General features: G+C 72.0%; 19 protein-coding genes and 1 pseudogene. 11 read left to right on the top strand and 9 right to left on the bottom strand.

Annotated features, from left to right (window positions below; genetic code table 11):
- Positions 1 to 50 precede the first annotated feature (50 nt).
- A complete protein-coding gene (locus ACFPIJ_RS59020; RefSeq protein WP_380128326.1) occupies positions 51 to 422 on the bottom strand; it encodes a hypothetical protein in 372 nt (123 codons plus the stop codon).
- A gap of 223 nt (positions 423 to 645) precedes the next feature.
- Here ACFPIJ_RS59020 and ACFPIJ_RS59015 point away from each other — a divergent pair, with 223 nt between their 5' ends.
- From ACFPIJ_RS59015 to ACFPIJ_RS58975, 9 genes are all read left to right on the top strand, one after another.
- Complete coding sequence (locus ACFPIJ_RS59015; RefSeq protein ID WP_380128324.1) at positions 646 to 945, top strand: hypothetical protein; 300 nt, start codon at positions 646 to 648, stop codon at positions 943 to 945.
- A gap of 116 nt (positions 946 to 1,061) precedes the next feature.
- Positions 1,062 to 3,398 (top strand): ATP-binding protein, encoded by a 2,337-nt coding sequence (locus tag ACFPIJ_RS59010; protein ID WP_380128323.1) that lies wholly within the window; start codon positions 1,062 to 1,064, stop codon positions 3,396 to 3,398.
- 99 nt (positions 3,399 to 3,497) lie between these two features.
- Entirely contained in the window at positions 3,498 to 3,932 is a 435-nt protein-coding gene (locus ACFPIJ_RS59005) for a hypothetical protein (protein WP_380128322.1), read from the top strand.
- Complete coding sequence (locus tag ACFPIJ_RS59000; RefSeq protein ID WP_380128321.1) at positions 3,929 to 4,369, top strand: hypothetical protein; 441 nt, start codon at positions 3,929 to 3,931, stop codon at positions 4,367 to 4,369. The genes ACFPIJ_RS59005 and ACFPIJ_RS59000 overlap by 4 nt, the downstream gene beginning before the upstream one ends.
- A 69-nt stretch (positions 4,370 to 4,438) precedes the next feature.
- Positions 4,439 to 4,870, top strand: a complete 432-nt coding sequence (locus ACFPIJ_RS58995; RefSeq protein ID WP_380128320.1) for a hypothetical protein — start codon at positions 4,439 to 4,441, stop codon at positions 4,868 to 4,870.
- 308 nt (positions 4,871 to 5,178) lie between these two features.
- On the top strand, positions 5,179 to 5,427 hold the full coding sequence (locus ACFPIJ_RS58990) for a hypothetical protein (RefSeq protein ID WP_380128319.1): 249 nt from the start codon (positions 5,179 to 5,181) through the stop codon (positions 5,425 to 5,427).
- A gap of 314 nt (positions 5,428 to 5,741) precedes the next feature.
- A complete protein-coding gene (locus ACFPIJ_RS58985) occupies positions 5,742 to 6,716 on the top strand; it encodes a hypothetical protein (RefSeq protein WP_380128318.1) in 975 nt (324 codons plus the stop codon).
- Positions 6,706 to 8,052 (top strand): type I glutamate--ammonia ligase, encoded by a 1,347-nt coding sequence (locus ACFPIJ_RS58980; RefSeq protein ID WP_380128317.1) that lies wholly within the window; start codon positions 6,706 to 6,708, stop codon positions 8,050 to 8,052. The genes ACFPIJ_RS58985 and ACFPIJ_RS58980 overlap by 11 nt, the downstream gene beginning before the upstream one ends.
- Complete coding sequence (locus tag ACFPIJ_RS58975; RefSeq protein WP_380128316.1) at positions 8,040 to 9,152, top strand: amidohydrolase family protein; 1,113 nt, start codon at positions 8,040 to 8,042, stop codon at positions 9,150 to 9,152. Before ACFPIJ_RS58980 ends, ACFPIJ_RS58975 begins: the two co-directional genes overlap by 13 nt.
- A 2-nt stretch (positions 9,153 to 9,154) precedes the next feature.
- Here ACFPIJ_RS58975 and ACFPIJ_RS58970 read toward each other — a convergent pair whose 3' ends face one another.
- The 6 genes and pseudogenes from ACFPIJ_RS58970 to ACFPIJ_RS58945 form a co-directional block, all read right to left on the bottom strand.
- Complete coding sequence (locus tag ACFPIJ_RS58970; protein ID WP_380128315.1) at positions 9,155 to 9,973, bottom strand: carbohydrate-binding protein; 819 nt, start codon at positions 9,971 to 9,973, stop codon at positions 9,155 to 9,157.
- 497 nt (positions 9,974 to 10,470) lie between these two features.
- Positions 10,471 to 11,148, bottom strand: coding sequence for a hypothetical protein (locus tag ACFPIJ_RS58965; RefSeq protein WP_380128314.1), 678 nt, complete (start codon positions 11,146 to 11,148; stop codon positions 10,471 to 10,473).
- A gap of 82 nt (positions 11,149 to 11,230) precedes the next feature.
- On the bottom strand, positions 11,231 to 12,385 hold the full coding sequence (locus tag ACFPIJ_RS58960) for a pectate lyase (protein WP_380128313.1): 1,155 nt from the start codon (positions 12,383 to 12,385) through the stop codon (positions 11,231 to 11,233).
- Between the two features lie 327 nt (positions 12,386 to 12,712).
- Positions 12,713 to 13,987, bottom strand: a complete 1,275-nt coding sequence (locus ACFPIJ_RS58955; protein WP_380128312.1) for an MFS transporter — start codon at positions 13,985 to 13,987, stop codon at positions 12,713 to 12,715.
- Between the two features lie 174 nt (positions 13,988 to 14,161).
- Positions 14,162 to 16,948: a GH92 family glycosyl hydrolase gene (locus ACFPIJ_RS58950; RefSeq protein WP_380128311.1), complete on the bottom strand. Its 2,787-nt coding sequence runs from the start codon at positions 16,946 to 16,948 to the stop codon at positions 14,162 to 14,164.
- Positions 16,949 to 17,048: 100 nt separating this feature from the next.
- Positions 17,049 to 17,279, bottom strand: a pseudogene (locus tag ACFPIJ_RS58945) (metallophosphoesterase family protein); the annotation flags it as partial.
- 226 nt (positions 17,280 to 17,505) lie between these two features.
- Between ACFPIJ_RS58945 and ACFPIJ_RS58940 the strand changes: the two are divergent.
- The gene (locus ACFPIJ_RS58940; RefSeq protein WP_380128309.1) at positions 17,506 to 18,501 is read left to right on the top strand and encodes a lipid II:glycine glycyltransferase FemX; all 996 of its coding nucleotides are present in this window, start codon (positions 17,506 to 17,508) and stop codon (positions 18,499 to 18,501) included.
- A gap of 58 nt (positions 18,502 to 18,559) precedes the next feature.
- Here ACFPIJ_RS58940 and ACFPIJ_RS58935 read toward each other — a convergent pair whose 3' ends face one another.
- Both ACFPIJ_RS58935 and ACFPIJ_RS58930 read right to left on the bottom strand, forming a co-directional pair.
- Positions 18,560 to 19,750, bottom strand: a complete 1,191-nt coding sequence (locus tag ACFPIJ_RS58935; protein ID WP_380128308.1) for an ABC transporter substrate-binding protein — start codon at positions 19,748 to 19,750, stop codon at positions 18,560 to 18,562.
- Positions 19,751 to 19,768: 18 nt separating this feature from the next.
- Positions 19,769 to 19,951 carry a hypothetical protein gene (locus tag ACFPIJ_RS58930; protein WP_380128307.1) on the bottom strand — a complete coding sequence of 61 codons (183 nt, stop codon included), beginning with the start codon at positions 19,949 to 19,951 and terminating at the stop codon, positions 19,769 to 19,771.
- 264 nt (positions 19,952 to 20,215) lie between these two features.
- On the opposite strand from ACFPIJ_RS58930, the gene ACFPIJ_RS58925 reads away from it, so the two are divergent.
- A complete protein-coding gene (locus ACFPIJ_RS58925; protein ID WP_380128306.1) occupies positions 20,216 to 21,559 on the top strand; it encodes a hypothetical protein in 1,344 nt (447 codons plus the stop codon).
- Positions 21,560 to 21,584 lie beyond the last annotated feature (25 nt).

Below are 21,584 nucleotides of genomic sequence, written 5' to 3'. Positions count from 1 at the left end.
CGACGGTCCGCACGGCGGGACGCCGTCGGCGAAAGGGAACGGGACGCTGGTTACCGCACGGCGTGCGGTGGCGCCCGGCCCCTCAACGCGCCGAGAACCACGAGCGACGACCCGGCCGGACCCGCCGTGCCGCCGCCGGTCCGGGCCGTGGGCCGCGCCGGGCCCGCCAGCAGCGCGCACATGGCGGCGACGAACAGCCAGACCGCGGCACCGTCACCGGTGAGGCGGTCGGCGGCGAGTTGGACGTCCGGCCGGACTGCGTTGACCGACGCCGGCAGCACCGCGGGCATCAGCACCGCGGGCGTCCGCGGCATCGGCTCCGCAGCCGGCGGCGCCGGGTCGGAGCCGCTGAGGACGCCGAGGGCCAGCAGCACGGACAGCAGCACGCCGGGCATCGCCCACCGCACCGGTCCGCGTCGCATGGCTCGACCCTCTCGTCGTCCGGTTCACCGTACCCGTCATCTCGACGCGCCGGGCTCCCGCAAAGGTTCGCCGGGTCGTCCTGAACCCGGACTCGGTCGGTCATCCGGTCAGGCACGGGTGTCCGCCAGCTCCAGACATCGACCCATATACACATAGGCACCGGTAGCTGCCAGTTCTACGGTGTGGAGGTCAGGCCCCGGATCGCACGTCAGGGGGAAAACCATGGGGGATGTCGCCGTACGGCTCCTGAGCAGCCTCACGTTCTGGACCGGCCTGCTGCTGGGGCTGCCGACCGGTGTCGCGTACCAGCGGATGCGCAGCTCCTGGAACGCGCACAAGACCGCCAAGGCGTTGGTGCCGGGCCTGGCCAAGGCGCGGTGGGGGTTCGTGCGCAAGTTCCTCGTGCTGGCCGCCGTGGTGGCGGCGGGGGTGCTGTTCTCACTGTCGTGGATCGCCGGGCAGAACGCGGGCTCCAACCCGGTGCCCGCGTCGGTGCCCACCCTGAGCCCCAGCCCTCGCTAGCTCCCGAACGACCCAGCAGGTCTGCCGAAGCTCAGGATTTCGTCAAGCCCGTCGCCGCGCGGATCGTCGATGTCGATGATCACCGATAGCCTGCGGCAGACGGAAGGTGGAGCCTCATGTCCGACGGGCCGGCCGGCGCCGCGCACATCGGCGGCATCGTGCGCCGGCTGCGGGAGCGAGCGCTGCTGACGCAGGAGGAGCTGGCCGGTCGCAGCGGGTTGAGCGTCGGCACGATCCGGGGCATCGAGGCGGGCCGGATCCGGCGCCCGCACCAGGGCTCGGTGCGGTTGCTCGTCGCGGCGCTGGAGCCGGACGGCCCGGAGCAGGACATGCTGCTGGTCGCGCTGAGCGCCGGCACCCCGGCACCGGCGGCCGACGGCACGCCGGCGACACCGCCCGCCGCGCCGCCGCTCCCGGACCGTCCGGTGCCGGCGCAACTGCCGGCCGCGCCGGCGGCCTTCACCGGGCGGGGCGACGTCCTCGCCCGGCTCGACGCGCTGCTCCCGGCCGCGGTGCACCGGCCGGACCCGGCGGCGGGGCCCGTCGTGGCGGTGGTCGGCGCGGCCGGGATCGGCAAGACGGCGCTCGCGCTGTACTGGGCGCACCGGGTCAAGGGCGCCTTCCCGGACGGCCAGCTGTACCTGAACCTGCGTGGCTTCGACCCCGGCGCGGCACCGCTGAGCCCGGAGGCGGCGCTGCATGCCTGCTTCGACGCGCTCGACGTGCCACCCGCCCGGGTGCCGGCCACGATCGACGGCCAGAGCGGTCTGCTGCGCAGCCTGCTCGCCGAGCGCCGGATGCTCCTGGTGCTGGACAACGCCCGGGACGCCGGACAGGTCCGGCCGTTGCTGCCCGGTTCGCCGGGGTGTCTCGTCGTGGTCACCAGCCGGGTCCGGCTGACCGGGCTGGCCGCGACCGACAGCGCCACGGTCGTCACGCTGGACCTGTTCACCGACGGCGAGGCGCGCAGGCTGCTGACCGGGCACCTCGGCGCGGACCGGGTCGCCGCGGAACCCGACGCCGTCACCGGCATCGTGGACGCCTGCGCCGGACTGCCCCTGGCACTCACGATCGTCGCCGCGCGGGCCGCGGCTGGTCCCCCGTTCCCGCTCGGGGTGCTTGCCGGCCAGCTGCGCAACATCCGGGATCAGCTCGACGCGTTCGAGGACGACGACGCCGCCGGCGACCTGCGGGCGGTCATGTCCTGGTCGGTGCGGACGCTGGACGACGGGACCGGCCGGCTGTTCCGGCTCCTCGGCCTGCACCCGGGTCCGGACGTCGACGCGGCCGCGGCGGCCGCGCTCGCCGGCGTCCCCCGGCCGGCGGCCGCGCGCGCCCTGACCCGGCTCGCCCGGGTCCACCTCGTCGTGGAGGAGCGGCCCGGCCGGTACTCGTTCCACGACCTGGTCCGCGCCTACGCGGCGGAGCTCGCCCGCACGGACGAGTCCGCCGAGGCCGGCCGGGCCGCGGTCGAGCGGCTGTACGACCACCTGATGCACCAGGCGCACGCCGCCGCGCTGCTGCTGCGCCCCGAACGCCGGCCGGGCCTGCCCCTGCCGGTGCCCTCCGCCCCGCCATCGTTCGCCGACCAGGCCGCGGCGGCCGAATGGTTCGACGGCGAGCTGCCGGTCCTGCTGACCGCGGTGGCGGCGCAGTCCAGGGCGACCGGGTCCGCCCTGGACGGCGCTGTCTGGCGGATCGCCTGGGCCGTGCAGGACGTCCTCGATCGCGGCGGCTGGTGGGCCGAACTCGCGGCGGTCCAGCACGCCGGCCTGGTGTGTGCCACCCGGCTCGGCGACCTCCTCGGCCAGCTGCACACCCGCCGCGCTCTGGCGCTCGTCGGCTTCCGGCTCGGCCGGGGACGCGAAGCGGCCGAGCACCTCAAGCACGCACTGCACTGCGCCGAGGCGCTCGGCGACGTGCCCAGCCAGGCGCAGGTGACGTACAACATCGCGCTCCTGCTGCTCCGGCAGGAACAGCTCGACGCGGCGCTGGCCGCGGCGGAGCGGGCGGACCTGCTCTACGCGGCCGGCGAGCCCGTGCACCGGTGGCGGGCGTGGCAGGTCGTCGCGCAGTGCCACACCGCGCGCGGCGACCACCAGGAGGCCCTAGCGGCCTGCCGGAGGGCGTTGCTGTTCGTCCGCGCGAGTCCGGACCCGGCGTCGCAGGCGTTCGTGTGGGACACACTCGCCGACGCGCACCATCGGCTGGGCCGGCTCCAGCTGGCGGCGGCGTACAAACGGCGGGCGTTCGCCCGGTTCGAGGCGGCCGGCGACGCGTACCACATGTCGCAGGTCCTGCTGGACCTCGGCGACATCGAGCGGGACGCGGGTGACCACGACGGCGCGCGGGAGCGCTGGCGGGCCTCCCTGGCGATGCTCGAGCGGCTGGAACACCCCGACGCCGAGTTGCCCCGGGCGCGGCTTGCCGCCGCGAAGTTGACGGTAGCTTGACGGCGAACCGCCTGGTTCGGGAATCACGGAAGCGACAAGGTTGGACGACGGCGACATTTCGCCGCAAGTCACAACATTTCCCGTGAAAGGACTTCCTGAATGTTCCGAGCGTTCAAACACGCCGCCACCGCCGCGGCCCTGATCGCGGCGGCGCTGGTCGCGACGCCAGGCGCCGCCTCCGCCGGCAGCAACGGCTACGCCTACGCGTGCTGGATCAAGCCGGGTTCCGTGACCAACGGCGGGTGCGCCAAGCTCTACGCCGAGGGCGACTTCCTGCGCCTGATCGACTACACGGCCGACGGCTGGGGCACCCGCGCGCAGATCCAGAAGCTGCTGCCGGACTCGCACGGCGTCTTGCAGTGGGTGAACCACAGCAGCGCCTGCTTCGACGACACCAGCACCAGTAACAGCATCAAGGGCTACACCGTCTGCAACTACAACGTCACCGAAGGCACGACGATCCGCGTCCACACGTGGGCTTCGCACAGCGGCACGACCGCGTACCACATCTACAGCCCGTCGATCACCGCATGAGCGGGGACCGCGTCATGCGCACCGTCATCGGCCGGGCCGCGACCACGCTCGGCGCCGCGCTCCTCATCACCGGCGCGCTGCCGGCCGCCCTCGCCCATGCCGACGCGGCCGGCGAGTACTGCCGGTCGAACCTCGACGACTACGTCGACGTCTGGCGGGGCAACGGCTGCTTCGTCAGCTATGGCGACAAGATCACCGTGCGGGACAACGTCGAAGACGGGCTGCGCGTCATCGTCACCTGGCAGACCGACTACGGCCGCTCCGACGTGTGCCACAACGCCAAGGGCGGGGGCACGACGGTGACCTGCAACTACGACATGCGTGAGGACAGCCGGATCCGGTTCGAGGTCTGCAACCGCAACGGCGCGTCCGGCGCAAACATCAACTGCACGAGCTGGACGCCCTGGTTGAGCATCAGCACCGGCAAGCCGGCCTGAGCACCGAGAGGACTCCGAGATGCACAGCGGCACGACCGCGTACCACATCTACAGCCCCTCGATCACCGCGTGAACGCCGCCCGCACCGTGCACCGCACGTCCCTCGTCGCGGCCGCCGCGGCGGGCGTGCTGCTGGCCCTGGCCGTCCCGGGTCTCGCGTCCGCCGGCTACTACGGCGACGAGACGGACTACGCCAAAGCGTCCGGCGGACCGACCGGGCAGTACTCATGCGGATCGTCGACGGGTGTCACGATCTGCTTCAAGGCGAGCGACGACCTGATCTACGTCAAGGACACGAAGGCGGACGGCTACGCCGCGGCCGCCGACTGGTACTACTCGAACTCCATGCGGACCGGCTCGTGCGTCAACAAGCTCACCGCGGGCACCTGGGGCGTGTGCAACAAGAACTTCGCCGAGAACCAGATCGTGTGGTTCGACCCGACGCGGTACAACAACGGCCAATATGTTGACGACGGTGATTCGTTCAGCGTGTACGCCTGACGGACCGCAGCCCGGCTCGAGTGCCGCCGGCCCCCTCCCCCAAGGTCGGCGGCACTCGTCCCGGTCACACCGGAACGAGGCGGCGACCCGGGCGGCTCCAGGTGCCGGATCGCCTGCTGCCGGAAACACCGTCCCGCGCTCCCCACCGGGTTGCGGACGAAGGGTGAGCGGGCATACCTGCCAGCAGGTATATGCGGGTGCGGAAACCCGCAGTCGGAGAGTCCCGCTGGCGCCGAGGCTGTCCCCCAACGGTACGAGAGAACGTGGATGAAGAGACATTCCACCCCCTCTTGAACAGGTGATCCCCCATGACGACTTGCCCGGTTGAGCCGATGCTGAGCATGGCACTGTTCGTCTCCGACGCATCCGCACGCGGCGACCTGGACGACGCCACCATCCGCGACACCGTCCACCGCACGCTCGATCAGCTCGGCCCCGACGAGTGCTACGCCCGGGCCGCGGAGGTGTTCGGCGACCGCCCCGAGGTCGCGCTGCCCAGAATCCAGTGGGCGCGCGAGCGCTGCGCCCGCGCCATGGCGCCCGTCCTCGCCGCCTGACCCTCCGATCCGCCTCCGACCCGCCTCCAGCCCAGCCCGCCAGCTGCGCCGCGCGGGTCGGACCCGAGCACCCCACCCCACGGCTCACCCTCACCCGCCTGCCCGCCACGTCACGGACCAGCACCAGCACCAGCACCTCGGCATCAAGCGCTTATACCCGCCCGGGCGGGGCAGGTCGCACATCGACCGGTGAGCGGCCGAGCCCGGCACGGACCCGGCCACAAGGGTGAGTCTCTGCGAAGGTGGGCCTTGACGTGCGGGCTTTTTGGGATGCGCTGGTAGCCGGCCTCGATCGGTTGACGTTGGCCGGGTGGATGCAGATCATCGCGGCCATCGGCGCGGTCGCCGCAGCGGTTGCCGCCGCCTCGGCCGCCCGCTCGGGGCGCGCCGCCGCCCGGACCGCTGCCAGGCAGCTGCCGGAGCTGCAGCAGCAGGTCGAGATCAGTGCGGCGCAGTCGAAGGCCGCCGGCGAGCAGGTCGTCCTCGCCCAGGAAACCCTCAAGGCCGCCACGGCGGCGGTCCGGGAGGCGGCCCGCGCCAGGACGGACGAGCGGGCTCCCCTCGTCGTCGCGCTGTTCGAGGCGCCGCGCTGGCCCCCGTTGATCGACGCGACACGGGACCGGATGCCGTACGGCACCGAACCGCGCCTGCTCGACCACCACGCCGTGGCGCAGGCCGAGGCGGCCTCGCCGGCGCGTCTCTTCGCCCGGAACGAGGAACGGACCCGGCTCCTGTGGTTCCAGACCCGGGGCGTGCTGATCAACGAGGGCGCGACCACCGCACGGGTGCGGCTCGCCGACGAGGCCCAGTTCGTGGAGGCGAACGCCGCGAAGCGGGAGCGCCTCCTGCGACCTGGCGAGGTGGCCCCGTTCGAATGGGGAGCGGGGCACACGGTCGCGGAGTGGGCGGTCGCCCGCGAGCGACCCGACCCGCCCAACCCGCTCGGCGCCTGCTTCCTGACGATCACCGTGTTCGACTCGTTCGAGCAGGGCATCTTCGACCACATCCACGTCGTCATGAACGGCCGGCCGATCGTCGGCGTGGACGGCGCGTTCGACGAGGTGCGGCTCGCCTCCCGGGAGTCCGAGGCGGACATGGCCGTCACGGTCTTCCCCACCCGGCGCACGTACCGCTCCGACGGTGCGCGACGGGACCCCCTGCCCTGGGACGGCACCTACGCGGCCTGGTGGCGGGAGAACGGGCGGCGCGCCACGGAACTGGGCGTATCCGGGACCGGCACACCGGCCGCAAACCGGGCAACGGGGGGACAATCAGGCCATGGAACGTGACGAGCGCAGCGCCCGCGCCCGCCGGCTCGCCGACGAGTCGGCCGCCCGGGGGGTACGGGCGGTGGCGCTGACCTTCGTCGACAACGCGGGCGTGACACGCGTGAAGACGGTGCCGATCGGCCGGTTCGGGCACGCGGCGGCGTGGGGGGTCGGCATGTCACCGGTCTTCGACGTGTTCCTGCTCGACGACTCGATCACCACCAGCCGCCACATCGGCGGCCCGGTCGGCGACCTGCGGCTGTACCCCGACCTGGACCGGTTCACCGTGCTCGCCGCCCAACCCGGCTGGGCCTGGGCGCCCGCCGACCGGCTGACCCAGGAGGGCGAGCCGCACGCCGGCTGCCAGCGGACCTTCGCCCGCACCGCCGCCGGACGCGCCCGGGAGCGCGGCGTCGACCTGCGGATGGCGTTCGAGGTCGAGTGGTTCGTCGGCACCGAAGACGCCTCACCGGCGTGCGAGGGCCCGGCGTACGGCATGACCCGCGTCGTGGAGCTCTCGTCGTACATCGACCGCCTGCTGGCCGCGCTGGACGCGCAGGACGTGCCGGTCGAGCAGTTCCACCCGGAGTACGCGCCGGGGCAGCTGGAGCTCTCCGTCGGCGCGGACGACCCAGTGGCGGCGGCGGACCGGCAGGTGCTCGTCCGGCAGACGATCCGCGCCGTGTCCCAGTCGTTCGGCCATCGGGTGTCGTTCGCGCCGGTCGTGGTCGCCGGGCAGGTCGGCAACGGCCAGCACCTGCACCTGTCGGCCTGGTCGCACGGCCGCAACCTGTTCAGCGGCGGCGACGGGCCGCACGGGCTCACCGCCCAGGGTGAGACGATCCTGGCCGGGCTGCTCGACCGGCTCCCCGCGCTGAGCGCGATCGGCGCGCCGAGCGTGGCGAGCCACCTGCGGCTGGTGCCGCAGCACTGGGCGGCGCCCTACCAGTGCTGGGGCCACGAGAACCGCGAGGCCGCGCTGCGCCTGGTCACCGGCAGCCTCGGTGAACGGGACACGGCCGCCAACGCCGAGCTCAAGTGCTGCGACGGTGCGGCGAACCCGTACCTGCTGGTCGGTGCGGTGGCCGCGGTGGTGGCCGGGGTCGCGGGCGGGGACCGGCGGCTGCCGCCCGGGATCGACGTCGACCCGGCGCTGCTCCCCGAGGCCGAGCGACCACCCCGGCTGCCGGCCGACGTCGACGCGGCGGTCGAGGCGCTGCGCCGCGACGACCTGCTCCCGGCGGCCCTCGGTGAACCGCTGCTCGAGGCGTTCTGTGCGGTGCGGCGCGCCGAAGCCGAGCTGTTCCGCACCGCCGACCCGGCGGCGATCGCGGAGGCCGGCCGGTGGAGGTACTGATCGACGCGCACTGCCACACCGTCGTCGCGGGCGAGCTCGACGCGGCGGCATTCGAGCTGGCGTGCACCGAGGCGCACCTGCCCGCGCCGGCCGGAACATCCTATTTGGACAGTCAGGTCGGGCTGGCGCTGCGGCGCTGGTGCGCACCCGCGCTCGGACTGCCCGGGCACGCGGAGATCGGCGACTACCTCGCCCGCCGGTCGGCCCTCGGCTGGCGCGACGCGACGCGGACCCTGCTGCGGTCCGCGGGCCTCACGACGCTGCTGGTCGACACCGGCCTGGACGGCCCGGACCGGCTCGACCCCGCGACACTCGGCGATCTCGCCGGTGCGGCGGTGCACGAGGTCGTGCGGCTCGAAACCGTCGCCGAGCACGTGGCGTCCACGGGCGTCGACGCGGCCGGGTTCGCCGCCGCGCTCGCCGAGGCCCTCGAACGCCGCACGGCGCACGCGGTCGCGGTCAAGTCGGTCATCGCCTACCGCGCCGGGCTGGCCGTGCCCGCCGAACGCCCGGCCGCGGCCGAGGTCCGCCGGGCGGCCGGCGACTGGTTGCGCCGCGGCGGTGGGCGGCTCACCGATCCCGTGCTGCTGCGCCACGTGCTGTGGGCCGGCGTCGGCACGGGACTGCCGCTGCAGGTGCACACCGGCTTCGGCGACCGCGACCTGGCGCTGCCGGCCGCCGATCCCGCGCACCTGCAGCCGTTCCTCGGCGCCGTCGACGTGCCCGTCGTGTTGTTGCACTGCTACCCGTACCATCGCCAGGCCGGCTGGCTGGCCCAGGTCTATCCGCACGTGTACCTGGACGTCGGCCTGACCGTCGGGCACCTCGGCCTGCGCGCCGACACGGTGCTGGCGGAGTGCTTCGAGCTCGCCCCGTTCGGCAAGGTGCTCTTCTCCACCGACGCGTACCTGCTGCCCGAGCTCTACCTCATCGGCGCCGCGCAGTTCCGGCACAGCCTGCGCCGCATGCTGGACGCCTGGCGGGCCGACGACGCGATCAGCGCGGCGGACGCGGCACGGCTCGCCGAGCGGGTCTGCGCCGGCACCGCCCGCCGCGTCTACGCCCTCCCGCCGACCGGCCGGGCCGGCGGGAGCGCGTAGCGTCAGGCGTCGGTCTTCTTGAGCTCGACGTAGTCGAGTTCGGCGAAGCCGGTGCCCTTCTGCAGGCGGATCCGGTTGGTGCCGGCGGTGAGCGTGACCGTCACCGCGGCGACGCGGCCGGCGCGGTCCTGGGCCGGGCCGCCGAACCACGCGCCGGTGCTCGGGTAGAAGACGGTGCCCGCGGCGCCGCCGTTGACGGACACCTGGTGGGTGGACGTCGCGGTGGTGCCGTTGCCGTAGCCGACCTCGAGGCGGTAGTCGCTCGTCAACGCAGGGTAGGTGACCGAGCCCTGCGGCTGGCCGTTGACGCGCACCGTGTGGGTGGCGTTCGCAGCCGTGGTGCCGTTGGCGTAGCGGACCGTCATCGTGTGGATGCCCGCCGACGCCGCCGTGACGGTGAACGTGACGGCGCTGTCGGCGAAGTCGATGCCGCCGACCCAGCCGCCGCCGGACGCGACGACGCTGCCGGACCTGGCCGCCGCGTTGACCCGCTGGGCGTGCTCCGCCTCGTACTTCGTGGGGTACGCGGCAGGTCCAGCGGCCGGCGAGATGAGGATCCGGTAGCCGTTGTAGCCCTCCATCCGGTGGACCGGCACGGTCAGCGCGCCCGAGGCGTCGACCGTCATGGTCGTGTCGACCAGGTTGAGCGGTGCGCTCTGCCAGTCGCCGCCGGCCTGGACGTTGCGGTCGGTGGCGAGCGGGTCGACCGTCCACACCGCTGAGTCGACCCGGACCCGGACGTTGCCGGTCAGGCCGCGCCGGGCCAGGCCCAGCACCCGCATGTCGACGTCGTTGTCCTCGCCGCCGACGAGGATCTGCACGGTGCGGAGCTCGTCGTCCCAGCTGGCGACGCCGTCGCAGGCCAGGTACCGCCGGGTGTCCCACCCGGCTCACGTCGACGCGGGTGCCGGTCATCGCCTTGTACCACGCCATCATCTGCCAGCCCGCGTTCGGCTTGAGCCCCGCCGAGGTGCGCCGCAGCGTGTTGCCCAGCAGCCCCGGGTTGGTGTAGATGCCCATCATCGCGTGGTCGACGTTGTACCGCTCGAACTCCGCCCAGTGCTTGATCATCGAACCGGGGACCCCCTCGAAGTCCTTCGCGGCGCCCGAGCCGTACTCCTCGATGACGACCGGCAGCGGCCGGCCGGGGATGCCGAGCTCGTTCTCGAGCGGGCGGTAGTACCGGCTGAGCCCGGAGCAGGACCGATCGATTGGGAGCGCTCCCAATTCCCCGATCGTGGTGCGGTGCCCGCGCGACCGTCGACCGTTTTCGAAACCCGGGCGGAGAACGGCACAAAGGTCCCGGGCGCCCGGCGGATCAGCGCCGGGACCGCTGCCTGCCGGTGCGGCGCCGCGGCTGCGGGTACCGGCCGTAGTGCCAGTGGATCCGCTGCAGCTGGGGCGCCTCCGGGTGGTCGAGCAGCCAGAGCAGGAACCGGGCCCGCTTCGCCGGGACGGCATTGGTGCCGTCGTCGAGCTCCGCGAGCCGTCCCCGGAACTCCGGCAGGTCCACCGCCCGGGCCAGCCGCGCCCAGCTGACGTCCTCGACGTGGTACTCCCGCCGGATCACCAGCACGACCAGCTCGACGAGACGCCGCTTGGCCGCCACCGGCAGGTCGGCGAACTCGCGCGTGAGATGCCGCAGCAGCACCTCCTTGGCCGTCCAGTCCTTCGCGGTCGCGTACCACTCGTCGGGGTACCGGACCTCCCACTCCAGGTAGCGGATGAGGTACGGCAGGCAGGCCGACGTCCCGAGCGGCTCCTTCGGACCGAGCCCCTCCGGGAAACAGAAGCTCTGCCGCAGCCGGTAATGCGCGAGGAGGCCGGCCCGCTCCGGGTCGTCCAACCGGCCGGGCACCGCGTAGAGGCGGCGGAGCGCGGCGTACATGAGCCGGCGCATGACCGTGAGCCGCCGCTGCGCCCGCACCCGCACGACGGGGTCGTCGGCGACCAGGCCGGCCGTCCACCCCAGCCGCCCCTCCCACGTCGTGTCCACAGCGACGTTGGTAACCCGTGGCCCGCCGACCGCGCAAACAGTTAAGGGGCGCCCACCGTCAGGCGGGCGCCCCCTCTACTGCCTAGCGGTACGTGATGTCACTCTGCTTGACCTTGCAGTTGGCGTCGTTCCAGCCGTCGCCGAGGTAGCTCGGCTCGCTGCCCTTGGCGACGCCCTTGTACTTGGCGCAGACGTGGATGCTCGAGCCGTTGTACACGGTGACGCGGGTGATGGTGGCGGTGTCACCCCAGTTGCTGTTGATGCCGGCCACGTAGTCGACGTCGTCGACGATGACGTTGTCGATGACGACGTGGCGCTGGTAGGAGTTGGTGCAGTTGCCGCAGGCGCGGTACAGCTTGCCGGCGCCCTTGAGGTAGAAGCCGCTGATGTTCACGGTGCCGTTGCCGTTGTGCTGGAACGTCTTGTCACTGCCGGACCTGGCGCCGCCGCCGATGACGTAGGAGGTGCCGCCGCCGGTGCCCTTGAAGGTGGCGGCGTCCTCGCCGATGTCGTTCCACCAGACGTTGCGCAGGGTGCAGGTGCCCTCGCAGTGCACGCCGTCGCCGGCCGGGGAGCCGAGGATGACGTTCTGCAGGGTGGCCCCGTTGGCCAGCTTGAACATCGGGTCCTGGCTCTCGCTCTGCCCGCCGTCACCGATGCAGCAGTAGGTCTTCATGCCACCGTCGAAGGTGCCCGAGACGTTCTGCGTGCTGGAGATCGACACGTTGCCCCGCGACGTCGGCCACGACGTGGTCGGGGTGCCGCTGCCGCCCGTCGGGGTCGGGGTGGCGGTGGGGCCCGTCGGGGTGGGGGTCGGGTTCGAGCCGCCGCCGCTGGCGTACGTCTCGAACTCCGCGATCCGCGGCGCGCCGGACGCGCTGGTGATGTCGAGGGTGAGCTTCTTCAGCGCGGTCGAGGAGAAGGAGATGGTGCTCGGGCTGCCGCTGCCGCTGGTCAGGACGGCGCCGTTGTCGCCGTTGAGCAGACGCCACGCGCCGATCGACCCGCCGCCGGACGCCTGCCGGATGACGGCGCTGCTCACCGTCGTGGCGCTGCCCCACTTGACCGAGACGTACCCGGTCGAGCTGGCCGGCGACCAGTAGGTGCTCGTGTTGCCGTCCTTGACGTTGCCGTAGCTGGTGCCGCTGGCCTTGCTGGAGCCGTCGGCGCCGGCACCGATGCTCAGGTTGGGTCCGTCCGCGGCCGAGGCCTGGGGCAGCGCCACCGCCAGCGTCACCGCGGCGCCCGCGACCGCGACGGCTCCTCCAGATATCCACCGTAGAGCAGCTGATCGTCTCATCCGTGTCTCACCTTCATGTCATGGTGCGTGGCGGTCACTACCGCTTTCCCGGCGATGACGGGTGCCGGGTCTGGACGGGTCGTTCGGAAGCGCCGGGCCGGACTTGGCGTTGCGCGCGGGGCGGGGAGTCGACTGACTTCAATGTAGGAATGCGCTTTCCTCAAGGCAAGCGGAGGCGTTTGCAGGTTTGTTGCAGCGCGTGCCGGGCGCTGCGCGGGGAGGCCGCCATGAAAATTTCGCGGAGTACCCCGGCGGACCCTGCGGTCAAGCCACGTCCGGTGCCGCCGGCCCGATCGCGTAGGTCCGGAGTCCCCGGATGTTCGAGCGCAGCAACTGGACCGCCGAGACCAGGGTCAGGCCGCAGGTGCAGGCGATGAGCACGACGACGAGCCCGCCCCGCGCGTCGCCGGCCAGATCCGCGGCCACGCCGCCGAGCAGCGCGCCGACCGGGATCGAGCTGAGGTTCACCGTCCTGGTCGTCGCGTTGACCCGGCGCAGCAGCTCCGGGCCGGTGACGGTCTGGCGCAACGTGAGCGAGGCGGCGTTCCAGATGGGCAGCCAGAGCGACGAGACGAACATCAGCGCCATGAGCACGAACGCCGGCGCACCGACGAGCAGGGTCAGCGGGGCGAGCAGCCAGATCAGCCCTTCGGTGAGCGTCAGCAGGAACGTCCGGCCCACCCCGAGCCGGCGGGCCACCCGGCCGGACAGGCTCGCGCCGAGGATCGAGCCCGCCGCGCCGCAGGTGAACACGAGGCCCACGGTCTGGGCCGGGAGGTGCAGCGCGTTGTACATCAGCAGCAGCAACACCGTGCGGTTGGCGCTCATCGCGAGATTGCGCAGGCATGCCGAGATGGCGAGCGGGCGCAGGAACTCGTGCCGCCACAGGAACCGTGCGCCGTCGGCGATCTGCCGCCAGGTCGTGTCCGGGGCGGACGCCTCCCGGCCGGAACTGGCGGGAGCGGCCTCCCGGGCGCGGATCCGGGCCATGCCACCGATGGAGGCGAGGTAGGACAGCGCGTTCGCGCTGAGCCCGACGACGGTGCCGCCGAACTGCAGCAGACCGCTGCCCAGGCCCGGGCCGGTGAACTTCGCCACGGCCTCGGAGGCCACCATCCGGGAGTTCCCCCGGGCCAGCGCCGGCCCCTGCAGCAGGGTCGGCACATACGACTGGTACGAGATGTCGAACACGACCGAGCACGCACCGGCGAACACCGCGACGACGAACAGCTGCGCCAGCGTCAGCCGCCCGGCCGCGGCGGCCACCGGAAGCGAGGCGAAGGCAACCACGCGCAGCACGTCGCAGACGATCATGGCCGGTAGCAGTCGCACCCGGTTCAGCCACACACCGACGAACAGCCCGAGCACGGGGTACGCGATGGTCGTCGCCGCGTTGAGGGCACCGACCTCGAGACTCGACGCGTGCAGGGTCAGCAGCGCGACGGTCGGCAGGGTGAACAGCGACACGTGGTCGCCGAGCAGGCTGACCGACTGCCCGAACCACAAGGACCGGAAGTCCCGCGCACGCTCCCGGCTCACCCGGGCAGCCCCGCCACACACCATCGCCGCGGCAGTGTCACGCGGACAGCCACGGCCATGCCACGCAGCGTAGCCCGCCGCGACCGGTACGGCAGTGACCTGCCGCTCACCGCTCAGAGCTTCCTAGGACAATTCCGAGCCCCGGCCCTGCGACAGGGCCGGGGCGTCGGCGGTTCAGGCGGGGACGGCGATCCGCTGGGCGTTGGAGGCGTTGCAGTCCCACAGCTGCAGCTGGGTGCCATTGGTCGTGCTGCCGGACGGGTCGTCCACGCACCGCCCCGACTGGGGGTTGCGCAGTGCCTGACTGGCGGGCACGTAGGTCCACTGCTGCGCGCCGGTGCCGTTGCAGTCGTACAGCTGCAGCTTGGCGCCGTTGGCGGTGCCCGACGACGTCACGTCGAGGCACTTGCCGAGCGCGCGCACGGTGCCGTCGCCCGGGACCGTCCACTGTTGTGCGTTGGTGCCGTTGCAGCCCCAGATCTGGATCTTCGTGCCGTTGGCGGTGCTGGAGTTGTTGACGTCCAGGCACTTGTCGAGCTGGACCAGCGTCACCGGGCCTGTGCCGGTGCGGTCCGGCGGCCGGTTGGCGGTCGCCGTGCCCCAGGTTGAGGCCGCGGCGCCCATGGTCAGTGACAGGGTGCCGCCGCTGCGGACGAACGACTCCGGCAGCCACGAGCGGTTCAGGGTCGCGCCGTCGAGGCTGGCGGACTGGACGTACTGGTTGGCGTCGGTGGTGGCGGGGGCGTCGACGGTGAGGACCACGCCGTTGTCGCGGACCAGCTTCACGCTCGGAAACAGCGGGCTGCCGACGAGGAGCTCGGCGCGGCCGACGACCTGGGGGAAGATGCCGATGGCGGCGAAGACGTACCAGGCGGACATGGTGCCGAGGTCGTCGTTGCCGGGCAGGCCGCTGGGGCCGGTGCCGTAGACGGTGTCGACGATCTCGCGGGTGGTCGCCTGGGTCTTCGCCGGCTGCCCGAGCGCGTTGTAGAGCCACGGCGCGTGCAGGCCGGGTTCGTTGCCGGGGTCGTAGCGCTGCGCGTTGCCGCCCTTGACGGCCCAGTTGCCGGCGTCGTCGTGGAAGAACGCGTCGAGGCGCTTCACGGCCAGCCCGGTGCCGCCCATGGCCGCGGCGAGCCCGGTCGCGTTCTGCGGGACCATCCACGTGTACGTCGCGGAGGTGCCCTGGGCGAAGCCGACGTCGGTGGAGGGCGAGAACCCGCCGACCCAGCTGCCGTCGGCGTTGCGGGCCTGCTGGTAGCCGCCGGTCGAGGTCGCCTGGGGGTTGAAGGTGTTGCGCCACCAGTCGGCACGGGCGGACATGGTGGCCTGGTCGGCGGTGCGGCCCAGGCGCTGGGCCCACATGGCGAGGGAGAAGTCGGCGAGGGAGTTCTCGAGGGTCTCGGCGGCTCCGCCCCAGCAGTGGCAGGCGTTCTGCGGTGCGTAGTGGGAGGCGAGGTATTGGTTGAGCGCGGGGCGCTGGCCGGTGCACTGGCCGGGGCAGCCGCCGTCGTTGAGCGCGTCGGCGTTCTGGACGGTCGCCTGGCGGTACAGGGAGGCGTAGGCCCCCGCCGCGTCGAAGTGGTCGGCGCCCATCGCGACGAACGTGGCGAGGGTCGGTGCGGCCGGGTCGCCGGTCATGACGTGGGTGGGGCCGTTGTTGTGCAGCCACCGGTCCCAGATCCCGCTGTGCTGCTGCGCGAACTGATACATCGACTGCGCGTAGTCGCCGGCGACGGCGGGTTTGAGCAGCGCGAGGAGCTGGATCTGGGCGCGGTACTGGTCCCAGCCGGAGAAGGTGCCGTACTGCGCGCCCTGCCCGGCCGTGACGGTGTGCACGGCCAGGTCGCTGCCGAGGTAGCGGCCGTCCACATCGGACACCAGGTTCGGCTGCAGGAGGCTGTGGTACAGCGCGGTGTAGAACGCGGTCCGCTGGGCGGTGCTGCCGCCGGTCACCTGAACGGCCGAGAGCTGACGCTTCCAGTCGTCGTAGGCCTGCGCGGCGACGGTCGGGACGTCCACCCCCGCGGTGAGTTCCGTGTCGCGGTTGCGTTCGGCGCCGGCGAGGCTGACGTAGGAGATGCCGATCCGCATCCGCACGTCGCTGCCGGAGGCGAAGGAGACCCAGCCGCCGGAGCCGCGACCGGCCCGGTCGGCGCCCGTCGCGTACCCCTCGCCGCCGGTGGCGCGGGTGCCGCCCGGCTGGAGCGTGCCGTTGACCCAGGTGCCGGTACCCGTGACGGCCTTGTCGAACTGCACACTGAAATACAGCCGGTAGTAGGTGCGGCGGTTGTTGGTGCCGCCGTTGGCCCGCCGGCCGCAGAACGCGCCGGTCAGCACGGACCCGGTGACCCGGCGGTTCGCCGCGTCGATGGTGATCTCGGCGTCCTCGCTGCCGTTGAGCGAGTTGGACGTGCGGAACAGCAGGTTCGCGGGGCGGCCGGCCGGGAACGTGAACTGCCCGACGCCGGCGCGGGCGGTGACGGCGAGGTCGGAGCGGACACCGTCGGCGAGCTTGACGGTGTACCGGCCGGGTTTGGCGCTCTCGTCGGCGTGGCTGAAGTTCGTGGCGTACTTCGCGTCGGTGCTGTCGGCGGACGGCGACGAGTCCACGGCGGACGCGAACGGCAGGATCGGCACGTCGCCCGCGGCGCCCGGGTTGCAGCCGGCCCCGTTGAGGTGGGTGAGGCTCAGCCCCCGGATGCGGGTGACGTCGTACTGGTAGCCGTTCGCGGCCCCGGTGCTGGTCTGGTCGCCGCGGGTGCTCGTCGGGCTCCACGACAGCATGCCGTAGGGCCGCACCGCCCCCGGCCACGTGTTGCCGTCGCGCGCCGACCCGATGAGCGGGTCCACGAACGCCGCCGGGTCGGTGACCACGTCGGCGGCGGGGGCGACCGGCGCGGCCACCAGGCCGGCACCGGTCACGGCGACCACCAGAAGCTTGCGTTTGAGATGAGCCATGACTCCTGCTTCGTAGATCTGTCGAATCTTTCAGTGGCAGGAGCCGGTGCCACTGTCGCTGTAGGTCTGGCCTCGGCGCGAAGCGTTCATAGACATGGTTGTGACCCCACAGCACGACGTCGGCGTTGTAGTCGTACAGCGCCTGATAGAGCGGTCGGGTGTCGGTGGACGGTGCGTGGTTGGAACTCGAGGTGAAGAGCGGGTGGTGCCAGTAGGCGACGGTGCACGGTTTGGTGCTGGCGGCGAGGTCGGCCCGCAGCCACTGCTCCTGGGTGGAGCCGGCGGTCAGTGGGTCTGGCGGATACCCATCCGGAGCGTCCTCTCTGGACATTGACCGACGGCAAGACTGAAATGTAAAAATATCGCAAAACTCATCGATGTAAAGGCTCGTTCTGCGGGGGTTCGTCGCGGACCGGGCCGATCATGAGCAACCTGTGAAGGCCGCGTCGGGTTTCGATCCGATCCCGGCCGTTCGCGGCTTCCGGACGGCTTCTTCATCGGATCCGCACGATCACCTCCCTACCGTGGCGCCACCGGCGCAACGAATGAGGAAGCTCATGTCTCAGCATTCCCCCATCGCGTGGTCCGACGAGGTGCCTGGCAGGTCGTGGGACGACGACCTGTTCGCCCGCGGCGGGCACTTCCTGCAGAGCACCCACTGGGGCGCGTTCAACCAGCAGCTCGGCCGGAAACTGTTCTTCGGCCAGGGCCCAGGCTGGCAGTGCTTCGCCATCCTGGAGCGGTCCAACAAGGCAACCCGCCTCTACTGCCCGTACGGTCCGGTCGCCGAGAACCTGGTGAGCTACCAGCTTGCGATCGTGGAGCTGAAGGCCCTCGCTCAGGACCAGGGCGCCATCTTCGTGCGGATGGAGCCGTGGGCGCCGGTGACGAAGGCCGACCTGCAGCAGCTCAGACATCGGCCGGCGCTGAAGGAGATCCAGCCCTCGCTGGTGCTGCAGCAGGATCTGACCAAGCCGCGCGACCAGATTCTCAGGGAGATGTCCAAGAACAACCGGCAGCGGTACCGCAATGCCGCCAAGGCGGGTGTGCGCATCGAGGCAAGCCATGATCCCGGTGATGTGGACGCCTTGCTGATGGTGCTCCACGAGGTGGCCGCCCACAACCACATCGTTCAGCACCCGGACGACTACTTCCGGACCATGGCGCAGGTGCTGCTGCCCCGCGACGCGGCCACCCTGTACATCGCCCGGCACCACGACGAGCCGGTCTCCGCGGCGATCGTCTTCGACGGCCCGACCACCCGCCACGTCGGACACTCCGGGAGCATGCACGCCCACCGGTACGTCCACCCGGGCGCCATCATGCGCGCCACGATGGTCCTGGACGCCCAGGATCGCGGGCAGAAGATCTTCGACTCGCTGGGCGTGGCGCCGCCCGACGAGCCGGAACACGCGTGGGCCGGACTGACCAGGTTCAAACTGTCGTTCGGCGGCGACTACCGGCACTACCTCGGCACCTGGGAGCTGCCGGTGAGCCCGCTGTACCACGCCTATCGGTCGGTCTACCTGGCCTATTCGGCGACCCGTCGCTGACGGCCGGGTCCGGGGGCGGGATCATCCCCGGGTCTGCCGGGCGGGACGGTCCCGCGGCTCAACCGCCGATGGTCGCCAGCTCCTGCACCAGCGCATTGGTGAGGCCCTGCTCGCCGGCGCGGACCTGCCGAAGGTACCACTTCTGGATCGGCCCGTGGCTGCCGTCGAACCGCCAGGTCCCGCGCGGGCTGGGGATGTCACCGAGCCGGCCGATCTGCTCGTTGATCGCCTCCGGCGTGAGCCGCGGACCCGCCGCCGCGATCGCCCGGTCCAGCACCGCCGCCGCGTCGTAGGAGGCCATCGCGAAGGTCGTCGGCGTCGGCGACTCCGGGTGCGCCTGCCGCCACGCGGCCACGAAACGGTCGTTCTCCGGGTTCTGCAGATCGGCGGAGTAGTTGGCCACCGTGGAGATGCCGATGGCGGCGTCGCCCTCCTCCTTCAGGACCGAACCCTCGGTGAGGAATGCGCCGTAGAGCGGGATGGTGCGGGCGTCCGAGCGCCGGTACTGCTTGACGAAGTCGATGGCCGCCTTGCCCGCGTAGAACGCGTAGATGGCCTTCGCGCCGGTCCGTTTGATCTGGTCGAAGTACGGCATGAAGTTCGTCGTCGCCGGAAACGGCGTCCACAGCGGCTCGCCGCCGGGATTGGCAATTTTGCCGCCGGCCGCGGCAAAATTGTCGACGAAGCCGCCGATCTCGTCGCGGCCGCCCTGATAATCCGGTCCGATCACGAAGACCGGGCCGGCGACGGTGCTTTTGATGAACGGCGCGATGGCCGTCCCCGGGTCCGAGGACCTGAAGCTCGTGGACCAGAAACCGTCGACGGTGTCCATGCCCGGCCGCCCGTTGGCGCTGACGAGCGGGATGCGTTCCTCGCGCAGCATCGGGGCGACCGCGGCCACCGTGCCGCCGCCGACGATGCCGGTCATGGCGACGATGTGCTCGTCGTTGACGAGATTCAGGGCGGCGGGCATCGCGGACGCGGCGCTGTCGCCCTCGTCGGCCACCTTCAGGTCGACGGGGTGGCCGCCGAGCTTGCCGCCGTGCGACTTGAGGTACACCTCGAATCCGCGCTGGATGTCGGTGCCCACGGCCGCGTAGGTGCCGTGCAGGGTGGCGAGCAGACCGATCTTGATCGGCGCCGCCGACGCATCGGCGGCGGGCCCTTCGCCGCACGCGGACGTGAGCATGCCGGTGGCGATGACGGCCACGCACACGGCGGTCGCCGGCCGCAGCAGTGATGCGCGCATGTCACCGTCACAACCAGGTCAGAGGCGCATTCGAGAACAGAGACGCGGGCGGATCGACGGCACCGTGAATGAACCAGTCCAGCCCGTGCCCCCGCTGAGCGCGCCTGTGAAGTTATCGGTTCGGGCCGCGAAGCGCAACGCGCCGTCATCGGTGCCCGCGAATTTCGGCGAGCCGGTGCCGAAATTGAACAGCACTCGCATCTCACATCGCGGCATCGCCGGTTGTGAACTTGTGGAGTGTCTCCACGATGGTTGCGCACGCGGTGGCGGCATTGGTGGAGGCAGATCGATGATCCAGTGTTGGAGCACGGACATTGCGGGGTGGCCCGCCGCCATTTCCTGTGCTTTCATGACGCCCGATGACCGGACGCGACGCCGCCGATGAGCCGTGGCGTCGCCGGCGGTTGACGCGGAACGCAACGCCACGCGCCACAATCGGTCGGCGATCAGGAAGGAACACCGTCGATGGCGTCGACTGACCTCTGGCTGGTCGAGACCGCCCCAGCGGGCCAGCCGGGCGGCGAGCCCGCCGGCCGGCATCATCCGCACCGCCGGGTCGACTGGGCGCGGACCGCGCCCGGCCGGCTCACCATGATCCTGCTGGTCATCGTGGCGCTCGGCGGCGCGACCGGGCTCGCGCAGTTCCTGGCCTGGTCGCAGCGCTCCGCGCTGGTGCACGGCATGGCCACCGGCAGCAGCCCGCTCGGCCTGTCGGCGCTGGACATCTACCGGTCGCTGTCCGACGCCGACGCCACCGTCGCCAGCGACTTCCTGATCGGCGGCACCGGCGACCCGGAGCTGCGCCGGCGCTACCTCTACGACGTCGTCAAGGCGGCCGAGGCGATCAACGTCGCGGCCGGAGCCGTGGACGGCGGCAGCGCCGCCGCGCAGGAGCTCGCGACGCTCAACATCCACCTGCCGATGTACACCGGGCTGGTGGAATCGGCGCGGGCGATCTCGCGGCAGGGGCACTCGCTCGGCGCCGCGTATCTGCGTGAGTCCTCCGCGCTCATGCGCAACACCCTGCTGCCGGCCGCGCAGCGCCTCTACGACACGGACAAGGGCGGGCTCGCCAGCGCCCAGCGACGCGCCTCGGCCGTGCCCTGGGTCGTCGTGCTGATGATCCTCGGCACGATCGGCGCCCTGGTGCTGGCTTCTCGCCGGCTGGCGCGGATGACGAAACGACGCCTCAACGGGGGGCTGCTGGCGGCGACGGCGGCCGCGGTGGCCTGCCTCGCCGTGACCGTGGCCGCGACGGTCACGGCCCGCGACAACCTCGAGGAGGGTCGCCGGCACGGCTCCGAGGACGTGCAGATCCTGGCCGAGGCGCGGACCGCGGCCCTGCAGGCCCGCGCGGACGAGGCGCTCACCCTGGTCGCCCGCGGCGGCGGACGCGACTTCGAGGAGCACTACCAGGCCGCCATGGCACGGCTCGACGGGCTGCTGGCCCAGGCCGAGGCCGACGTGTCCGACGCCGCGTTGCAGCGCACCGTGCGGATCGTGCGGCAGCAGGTACGGACCTGGGCGGGGCTGCACAAGAAGATCCGCGAACTGGACGACCGCGGCCAGTACACGGATGCGGTGAAGCTGGCGACGAGCCAGGACGCCGGCGGCATCACGATCGCCTACCTGCGACTGCACGACGCCCTCGACCGGGAGATCGCCCAGCGCAACACCACCTTCACCGACACCGCCGAGCAGGCCCGGCGGGTGATCGTCTGGTGGGGGGCCGGAGCGCTCGCGCTGACCCTGATCCTGCTGCTCGGCGCGGCGCTGGGCCTGCAGCGGCGAATCGCGGAGTACCGGTGAACGGAGCACCGGCGCGCGGGGCGCC

The sequence above is a fragment of the Dactylosporangium cerinum genome, from assembly GCF_042653625.1.
Classification (GTDB): Bacteria; Actinomycetota; Actinomycetes; order Mycobacteriales; family Micromonosporaceae; genus Dactylosporangium; species Dactylosporangium cerinum.
The sequence above is the reverse complement of the archived record's forward strand: the minus strand, read 5'-3'. Positions and strand labels throughout refer to the sequence as shown.